The 8,955-nt window shown below is 57.6% G+C and carries 6 protein-coding genes; 3 read left to right on the plus strand and 3 right to left on the minus strand.

Going from position 1 to position 8,955, the window contains the following annotated elements; genetic code table 11:
* The first annotated feature begins 133 nt into the window (after positions 1–133).
* The gene (locus GRI58_RS14210; protein ID WP_160754276.1) at positions 134–1,534 is read left to right on the plus strand and encodes a serine hydrolase domain-containing protein; all 1,401 of its coding nucleotides are present in this window, start codon (positions 134–136) and stop codon (positions 1,532–1,534) included.
* A 415-nt stretch (positions 1,535–1,949) separates the two neighbouring features.
* On the opposite strand, the gene GRI58_RS14215 is transcribed toward GRI58_RS14210, so the two are convergent.
* Positions 1,950–4,703 carry a protein kinase domain-containing protein gene (locus GRI58_RS14215; protein ID WP_160754266.1) on the minus strand — a complete coding sequence of 918 codons (2,754 nt, stop codon included), beginning with the start codon at positions 4,701–4,703 and terminating at the stop codon, positions 1,950–1,952.
* 106 nt (positions 4,704–4,809) lie between these two features.
* On the opposite strand from GRI58_RS14215, the gene GRI58_RS14220 reads away from it, so the two are divergent.
* Positions 4,810–5,520, plus strand: a complete 711-nt coding sequence (locus GRI58_RS14220; protein WP_160754267.1) for a hypothetical protein — start codon at positions 4,810–4,812, stop codon at positions 5,518–5,520.
* Positions 5,521–5,724: 204 nt separating this feature from the next.
* On the plus strand, positions 5,725–6,924 hold the full coding sequence (locus tag GRI58_RS14225) for a hypothetical protein (protein ID WP_160754268.1): 1,200 nt from the start codon (positions 5,725–5,727) through the stop codon (positions 6,922–6,924).
* 305 nt (positions 6,925–7,229) lie between these two features.
* Here the strand turns inward: GRI58_RS14225 and GRI58_RS14230 are convergent, their stop codons facing one another.
* Together GRI58_RS14230 and GRI58_RS14235 are read right to left on the minus strand one after the other, a co-directional pair.
* Positions 7,230–8,000 (minus strand): hypothetical protein, encoded by a 771-nt coding sequence (locus GRI58_RS14230; RefSeq protein WP_237452331.1) that lies wholly within the window; start codon positions 7,998–8,000, stop codon positions 7,230–7,232.
* A 28-nt stretch (positions 8,001–8,028) separates the two neighbouring features.
* Positions 8,029–8,703, minus strand: coding sequence for a hypothetical protein (locus tag GRI58_RS14235; protein WP_160754270.1), 675 nt, complete (start codon positions 8,701–8,703; stop codon positions 8,029–8,031).
* Between the last annotated feature and the right edge of the window lie 252 nt (positions 8,704–8,955).

The following is an 8,955-nucleotide window of genomic DNA, read 5'->3' on the forward strand; positions in this document are numbered from 1 at the left end:
TTGCCGAAAATTCGTGTTGACCTTGATGGTAACATATGAATTTCTGACTTGCATCTTGTGATACGTGCAGACGTTCTGCACAAGGCACAGTATCTCATCCGCGTCTTGCAGCCGGAGATATCAATTGCGCAGCATGCTTCTGGCGATTTTGGCTCTTCTGCCAATTAACCTCAGCGCATCGGTTTCGCTCAAAGCGGTGGAGGACTTCGTCACCGCAGTCTGGCCCGAATCCGGGGCGCCGGGGCTTGCCTATGCAGCCATCGACAAGGGCAAGGTCGCCGCCGGTGCGCGCGGAACCACCCTGGCCGGCGCAGGAGAACCAGTCACACCAGATACCCCGTTCCTGATCGGGTCAGTGTCTAAAAGCTTCACCGCCCTTGCGGTGATGCAGCTGGTCGAGGCAAGGATGCTCGATCTCGACGCGGGAGTTGGCAACTATCTCGGTGCCTTTGCGGGGACGCCGAGCGGCGCAATCACCCTGCGCCAGTTGCTGAGCCACACCAGCGGCTATTCGACCGTGCAGGGCAACGGTCCCCATGCGGAGACCGTCGCCGCACATGCCGCGATGGTCGCAGGCTGGACCCCGGCCTACTCTCCCGGTGAACGCTGGGAGTATTCCAATACCAACTACCACCTCCTCGGTGCAGTGATCGAGGCTGTGACAGGAGAGGATTTCGCTGACCATATCGAACGCAGCATCCTTGAACCGGCCGGGATGACGCATAGCTTCGTTGCCCGCGGTGCAGAGCCTGACGGGGTAGCGCGTGGCCATCGCCCATGGTTCGGCGGCAAGCGCGCCTACACCGAACGCGAGAATGGGCAGGTTGCGGCCCCGGCAGGAGGCATCTTTGCCAGCGCCAACGATCTGGCACGCTATGCCGCGATCATGCTTGATGGCCGCGACGACATTATCAGCGCGGCGGGCAAGGCCCAGATGCTCCGCCCCGCCAGCACGCAATCACCGTTCTATGGACTGGGCTGGTTTATCGACCAGCAAGCCGGAACCGCAGCCCATGGGGGACTCGTTCCAGGCAGCGAGGCGCTGATGACGCTGTTGCCAGCCGAGCGCAAGGCGGCGATCGTGCTGGTCAACGCCAACGGCGGGATCGGTTTCGCTGATAACGGCGCCTTGCTCAATGGCATCACCGCGATTGCGCTGGGTCGTGAGTATCCCGGGGAGAGTTCACGAATCTGGCCAAAGGCGACCTTCCTGATGATGCTTGTTCTGCCGCTGTTCTTCGTTGTCAGCACCGGCTGGGCATGGCGCAGCCGCGCCGCACTGCGGCGCAAGCGGACACAGAGTGTAGCTGGCCTGTTGAGCCTATGGTTCCCGGTTGCCACGACGCTGGCAATGGCCGCATTCCTGTTGGCCATCGTCCCTGGGCTCTTCGGAGGGTCGGTTAACACATTGATGCTGTATCAGCCCGATTTTGCTGCCTGCATGATCGCCGCAGCCATAATGGGACCGCTATGGGCGGTAGTCCGGTTGATGATCGCCTATAAGGCAGTGCTGTCATCGGCCACTGCGGATTAAGGCATACCGGTTTCGCAAACCGCCCTCGAATTTTGTAGTCAGGCATCAACCAGCAGACAGTTCGACAAATCCGGCCAGAACCTTGACCATTCTAGCGGGTTGGCACGGAACTCGAACGCGATCGGCCGCTCTTGAGGCCGATAGTGGAACGACTGCCCTGTGATGTTAGTCGCTTGGAAGCGGACAGTCGTCTTACCGCCCAGAAAATGCCATTTTCGGTTGCCGGAAAATGCATTGAACGAATGACCGAAATCAGCAAACCCGTCTGGCTGGCTGAATGACGCCTATGTCAGCGTCAGCTGACCGAGTTATTGGTTTGTACGAACGTCGACTTTCCCAACTTAGATAATCAAAGCCGGGCAGTCAGCTCCCGTCACAGCTTAAGTCAGCTCAATCGAAACAACGCTCGCTATCGTCAAAGTACCTTGGACCTTTCGCCCAGATTTTTGCGCTCGACCTGTGATTTTAACTGCGCCACCGCACGACGTTGAAATATGTCTGCATCGGGTTTGGAAAGCGCCGGACCGGCACTCCGCAAATGCTCGCTTGCCTGGATCCAATTGCCTTCATGTGCTGCAATCTGGCCAAGCGCCAGTTCTACGTTGGCACCCCATTGAGGATCGCTGGCCAATTCTCCGACCGCCTTGGTGTCAATATCAATAAGATAAGGAAGAGCGGAATCGTATCTGCCTGTAGCGATCAAGCATTGAGCAACTGCAAGGGCTACCCCCTGCGTCAGTGGCGCCGCCTTACCATAGGTCTGCAACGATGCACGGTAGGCCTTGAGCGCATCAGCTAGGCCTTGGCTCAGCTGCGTCGTGCGGCATTCGGACGTGGCAAGATCGGAAAGCCCGGCAATGGTGCGAAACGCCGCCATGCCTTGCTGCCTTAATGCACTTGCATAAAGCGCCCGACCGTCGCCGATTGCATCGACATAGTCGCCCATACTGCCATAGGCTTCCTGCCGCGCGGCAAGCGTCTGCTGGACCAGTCGATGGTCGGGGCCGAGTTGCTTCTGCATTAGGGGGAGCACAGCCGAAAGCTCCTTGATCGCGTCAGCATAGCGCTTCTGAAACAAATAGGCCTGCCCCAGATTCATCCTCAGCAATAAAACATCAGGGTTGGCCGGGCCGAGCAGCCGCGTTTGTGATGCTAGCAGTGGATGGATCGCCTGCTCGGCGCGTTTTCCTTCACCAAGTCGAATAAAAGTGAAAGCGTAACGTTGATGGAAGTTGTTGCGCGTCCGCTGGTCGAAAACCTCAGGCAGTATATCGGCAAGATTGGCTGCCTTGCCGAACTGTTCAAGCGCGACATGAATGTCGCCTCCCGCTAGCTCGGTCATACCGATTGCTGATGCAAGCCACACACGCGTTTCCGGATCGCGATGCGGATCGGTCGGCAGCAGCTTCTCTTGCTCAGCGATGATGGCACGTGCACGCCCGATCGAGCCCTTCTCCGCCGACAGAGCTTCCGTTTGTGCCTCCTGAAGTTTGGCAATGACGGCGTCCTTGCTCGTCCCAGCATGGCCCTGACGATACGCACGGTCCGCTTTGCCAAAGGCGTCGCGTGCACCTTTCCAGTCCGATTGCTGCGCGTAGACGCGTGCAAGTGTTGCGTAGAGGTGCGCGGCGACCAGCGGAGCATTCCTGAAACGGCGGGCAATTTCAGGTTCGGCCGCGCGTGTCGCATCGATAAGCGTTTCGCTTGCCTCGCCGCTTTTTGACGGATCGCCGCGACCGAGCAGGTCTTCGGCAAGAAATGTGTTGATGGATTTTGCGATGGCGGTTTGACGCCTGGCCTCGTCGCGTTCTGTAATCGCCTGCCGCGCGGTCAGCGCAACGGCGATACTTCCCACCACCAGCACGATTACCGCCGCCACCACCCAAGGGCGCCTTGCCTTGGCCAATTCCGCCGCGCGGTGAAGCTCGACCTCGGCTTCGGCTGCTGCGCGCTCTTTGGCGGCATCCGCACGGCGCTCTTCGATCCGTTCGAGATGGTCGGCAAATTCTGCAGCTGAGCCAAAGCGCTCGCCTGGATCGAGCGCAGCAGCCTTGGCAATATCTGCACGCAAGACATCGTCCGCGACCAGTTCTCCCCAACCCGGTGCCAGCGGGCTGTGCAGATCACCGACCGTCAGTTGGAACAGTATCAGGCCGAGGCTGTAGATGTCGGATCGCACAGAGGACGTCCCTCCGCCGATGACTTCCGGCGCGAGATATAGAGCCGAACCTGCAGGACTTGATCCCTCGATCAGGTCGCGTTCGGGCAAGGTGATGCCGGTGATCCCGTGAAGCAGCACACCACTGTGCTCAAGCAGCGCGCTGCTCCCGAAATCGATTATCCGCACATGGGGTGTGTTGCCGTTAGTTTCGATTGTCAGATTGGAGGGCTTGAGATCGCCATGCAGCACGCCGATCGCATGCGCGGCTTCGAGCGCGCGCGCTGCTTGGGCGACCAATGATATCCGGTCCGAAAGCTCCAGCTCCGCCCCATGCCGGACGAACCAGTTTTCGAGATCGATGCCCTCGGCCGGAAACGCGAGCCATGCCGGGTTACCTTCGAACTGCTGATCGATCGGGAGGACGAGTCCTTGACCTTGATTATGCAACTGACCGAGAATCTTGCCGACAGCCGCTTCGCGCTTGAGCTGCCGGAGGCGCCCCGGGGTTTTAGCAAACTTGAAAACCCGCTTCTCGCCATCGCTGGTTTGGGCAAGCCAGACATCGTCGATGTCGCCTCGCGCCAGATTGCGGGCGAAGCGCCATTCCCTTGTGTCGGGCACCACGTTGCCCACTGCGAATGCGAACCTTGGACGATCGTCAAGCTCGATCCGCGATAGTGCGACATCGCCAGCGATTCGATATCCCAGCCCGGGCACTGTCTCGACGATACCAGCCTCGGTTCCCAGAGCGCGGCGCAGCTTCGTCATTGCGGTTGGAAGCGAAGAGGCGACGACCGTTACATTGGGCCAGGCTGTTTCCAGCAATTCTTCCTTGGTGACCACCTCGCCCGCGCGGTGAAGCAGGGCTAGGAGCAATTCCATTGGCTTACGTTCGATATCGACGTTCTGCCCATGGACGCGAAGACGCCAACTCGCTTCATCAAGCTCGATACCGCTTATCGACCAGACCAGCCGACTGCGCAGGTAAGAGCCCGATTGTGTTGTCATTTCATTGCCATAATGCAGGCTTCATAATTTCTTCATGACGTTTCCCAGCGGTAGAACAGCATAATGTTGTCCTGCCAACAAGGCGATCTTGATCAAGGAGGGTTAGATGAAGGGACGGATACTCGGATTTTCCAGCGAAGAGGGCACCGGAGTAATTAGCGCCGAGGATGGCAAGCGTTACACTTTCGCCGCGAGCGAATGGAAGTCGGGGCAGGCAGTGCGTTCAGGCATCCAAGTCGACTTCGAGCCGGATGGCGGCACCGCTGGAGGCATTTATCCCGACTCAAATGCTAGCATCGACCTGTCCGCTCTCAAGGAATCAGCGAACGCCGCAAAGGCCAAGCAAGTCCTGACCAGTTCATTGGCGGTTCCGCTTACGATCATCCTTCTCCTCGCCTGTGCGATGCCGGCGCTCACGTTACCGAGCAAGGGCTTCTCACTGTTCGACCTTCCGGGCATTCTGAACATGCTGAGCTTTGGCGCAGCGATCACTGGAGCCGAAGGGCCGAGCGCTGGTTTTAAAGCGCTTCTCATGTTGCGTTTCCTGGCACCGTTGATGGCGATATTCCTGTTCTGGCGTGCATGGGCCTCGGCGGCCAGCAAAATGGTCGTGCTCGCGACAGGGGCAGCGGCGATCCTCGCATTCCTTTTAATCGAGCTCGTGAAGATCGGCCTAACCCAAGGTAGCGACCTTGGTCAGATGATTGGACTTGCGGTGGGTACAGGGATCGGGGCGTGGTTGATCCTGCTTTGCGGGATCGGACTGATCCTGACTGGCCTTGGCATACTCGGCAATCCGCTCGCGAGGATCAAATGAGGGGAAACGGGACAGGTAAGTGGATATGGCTCGGCCACGCCAACTGCGCTGTGGCTCTGCTCAAGATAGAGATGGAGATGTGAGATGGTCTTACGACGTGATGCCGATGTCGGCTATCGCAGCACATGCAAAATGCCAATTGTACCGTCAGCCCGTCGCCTAACTACTTTTCTGTTTTCGATCACGTTGCTCGGTGGGCCGTACGTGGTTCACGCAAACAGCATAACCAGCCTGGCTGACGAAAATCTGCAAGCTTACTACGGGAAATACGCACCACGCGGTGATTGCAGCAAGGGACCGATTATCTCCATGGATGCCAGCGGTTTTGCCTTCCACGTATCGGGCAAGACGACGCATTCCGGACGAATGGAAACGATCTATTCGTATTTTGGCAATTCCTACAGAGGTATCAGTTTCGCCATCCTGCCGTTCGCTCGGAGTGCGGATGATTGGGGCACAACAACATTTGTCTTCAATGACGGTGAAGTGCCGGGCAGAATATCGGTTGAGAATGATGGAACCGGCACAAACTCACCGGTACAACGCGCTCTGGCCAAGGCTTCCCCATTCATGCGGTGCGGCGGTGCACCCAAAATTGAAACAGCACAGGCAACGCCAGCGCAACCGGCAAAGCCGCTCGGCTGGGCTCAACTGCCTCAGGCGGTGGGCGACTATGGTGGAACGTGGGATATGTTCCACAACGGGGAGGTCGCGAGCGCGATCACCGCGCTGATTGGCGCTGGCAGGATACAGGCGTTGGAAGACCGGTTGAGCGTGCGCGGAGCGCTCGAACGACAGGGATCGCTTTATTTCGTCTCGGGCAATGCCGAACACAAGGGCGGCGAGGAGCAAGCCTATGTCATTCTCGATGCAGCGCGAAAGCGTGTGCAGGTAGGCTTGTGGGAAGACGGCAAACTGACTGTCTATGCTCCATCCAGCGGGCGACTTCCGGTTCCCGCTCCGATCGCCCAATTGCTCGCTGCAAGTCCCGGTGAGAATGCTGTGCCGCTGAGCGGCCTGCCTTGGGAGTTGCGACCGATCCCGGGGCGCGCACCTGCCGCATTCGTTCGAGCCGGTGGATCGCAGAAAATCACGTCATTCAGCATCTTTTGCAGCAAGAGAGAACCGGTTCTGGTGATGCACCTCAACCGCCCACCCGATAGTCAGCCGGTAAATTCAGTCTGGAACTTTTCCGGCTGGACCGTGGTGGTACCGATGGCGTCTGCAAATCCGGCCGGAACGATATGGTTCGGCGATCTCAGTCGCTCGACTTTGCCTAAGGAGCTCGTTTCACGCAAAGGCTACGCTTACTTGCGGATAACTGGCGATATGCAGGGGCAAGCTTCGCTTAATGGCGCGAGCAATGCCGTGCGGACCGCGCTTGGGGGATGCTATCGGTTCTGATCCGGGTCAGGGAGCCAAATTTCGCAGGCGTTTCTATATCTACTGCATCAACGCCAAGCCTACAGAATTGAGAGTGGCCGCTCTCCTCAATATTTTGTCGAATTCAGACATTCTGCAAACCGTTCAGGAGGTGCTATGATTTGCCGCGTGAACGGACGGTCGCTTCATCCATATTCGCCACCAGAACCGGACAGACAGAATGCGGCCCAGTTTCTGGCCGATCAGCCATATGGCTGCCGATGGCAAAATCAGGCTCGGCCGATGTGCACTAACCTGACCGAGATGGGTTGGCTAGTGGACGTTCGTCAGAAGCGCCGTTGCTCGTTACCCACAGTGTCGCACGTCCCAGTGAAACCATAATTGGACGCTCCACGAATCGAGATGCGTCCGCTTCTGCGATCGATCGTCAGCTTTGGCTTATTGAGACCGTTGAGCCGATACTGGGCTGTAATCGTGTCGCGCGTGGTAACCACCGAATCCAGTTTCCACCAACCATCCTCACCACGCGAATTCAACGGGGGGATGAGCTTCTTGGGAAGTCGGATTCGGCCACCCCCTTCAAAGAGTTGAATGCTCACCGACGCATCGAAATCCTGTGAGGTTAGCTCTGTACGGTTCCCGTAGGTATATCGCGCTTCCTTCTCATTCCACGTGTAACCATACTTCGTAGCAAGTTGGGGTCGTTGGCCCTCACCAAAGCAAATCAGGCCAAGGTCGAATGCTGGCGCCATGTCTGAAGGGACTGGTGCAGGGCGGACCGGCCCATCCGGAAGCGTAGCCGGCTGAGCTTGCGCCTGATTGCAATCGGGGGAAGGTGAAGCGGTAATTGCCTCGTATCGTCCTTCGACGGTGGAGACCGTGATGCAAACTTGTGTGCGCGGATTCCACCAATAGGTCCAGACGCGGTCATCGCCCGTTTGACCACGCACATAATCATACCCGCGCGCTCTTAGCTGTGTCTCCCCTCCTGCGGCGCGAGCTCCGACCAGGTCAACGATGTCGCGGGGAACCTGAGCCTGGCCATACTGTGCCCACATCAGCGCCGAGAGCGAAACCAATGCAATCGCGATACGCATGACCATCTCCTTAGAAAAGATACCACGGTTATGTAAAAAGCCAAGCGAGCCCGAAGGCGCCGCAGATGCCGACTAAGAGTGCGGTTGAGGCTCTCCAAGCGGCCTTTGCCCACCCGCAGTGAAGTCGCCGACGAAACCACCTGATCTCAAGCGCAAGGAAGAGCAAAAGCGCAATGACGATCATCAGCACCACGCCGAGCTTTATGCCTTCGCCGGCACTTGTGGAGAGGACGGAAGTGCATATTCCGATCGTCAATGCCAAGGCGGCCACAGGGTAGCATTGAGCGTAGAAGGGAGCTTGAAGCCCCTTGCGGGTCAGTCGATTCTTCTGGGCTCGGACCTGGCCCACGGCAAAGGCCATCGGGATGAGCGAGAAAACGGCCAGGCGCAGGAGCAGGAACGACGTGTCGTCTTGGATCAGGTGTGCCAATCCTCTCTGATTTTCTACGAACGCGTTCGTATCAGAGTTGACCGACATATCGATGGCTTGTGTAAGTAATATTGAGAGAAGCAAGAACAGAGGCGGGCTGAGTGCTTCCTCATACTGCGCTCCTTCTCGATCATTCAGCTCGCTATCCGCATATTCCATCATCTCAATAGGATGGGTGAGTGAACGCCAAAGCGTGAGCGGAAAGAAGACAAGCCAACTCATGACCTCGTAGAGCAGCTCATCGAGTGATTTAAGGAGCTGCATGAAATGCATGTGCGCGCCTCCGCTAGCGATAACGGTTGATTATGCTCGAATTAGGCGAAGGTCCGCAATGGGTCTATTCTGTTGAAAAAGTCGGACCCGCCAAGCTGGAGCCTAACTTCTGGCAACAATGATACAGAGTGAGTTCGCTGATTGAATCATTGCTGTGTCGAGAGATGCATCCAAATGAATAGCCCCTAGATTTGTGGACGTCTTCTTTCCTAAATTTGAGGACAGGAGGCGACGATGAGGAAGGCTAATTTC

The organism is Qipengyuania algicida, from assembly GCF_009828025.1.
GTDB classification, from domain to species: Bacteria; Pseudomonadota; Alphaproteobacteria; order Sphingomonadales; family Sphingomonadaceae; genus Qipengyuania; species Qipengyuania algicida.

Excerpts from the sequence above, each read along its gene's own strand:
- GRI58_RS14210 (WP_160754276.1), top strand. The coding sequence starts at position 134 with ATGCTTCTGGCGATTTTGGCTCTTCTGCCAATTAACCTCAGCGCATCG.
- GRI58_RS14215 (WP_160754266.1), bottom strand. The coding sequence starts at position 4,703 with ATGACAACACAATCGGGCTCTTACCTGCGCAGTCGGCTGGTCTGGTCG.
- GRI58_RS14220 (WP_160754267.1), top strand. The coding sequence starts at position 4,810 with ATGAAGGGACGGATACTCGGATTTTCCAGCGAAGAGGGCACCGGAGTA.
- GRI58_RS14230 (WP_237452331.1), bottom strand. The coding sequence starts at position 8,000 with ATGCGTATCGCGATTGCATTGGTTTCGCTCTCGGCGCTGATGTGGGCA.
- GRI58_RS14235 (WP_160754270.1), bottom strand. The coding sequence starts at position 8,703 with ATGCATTTCATGCAGCTCCTTAAATCACTCGATGAGCTGCTCTACGAG.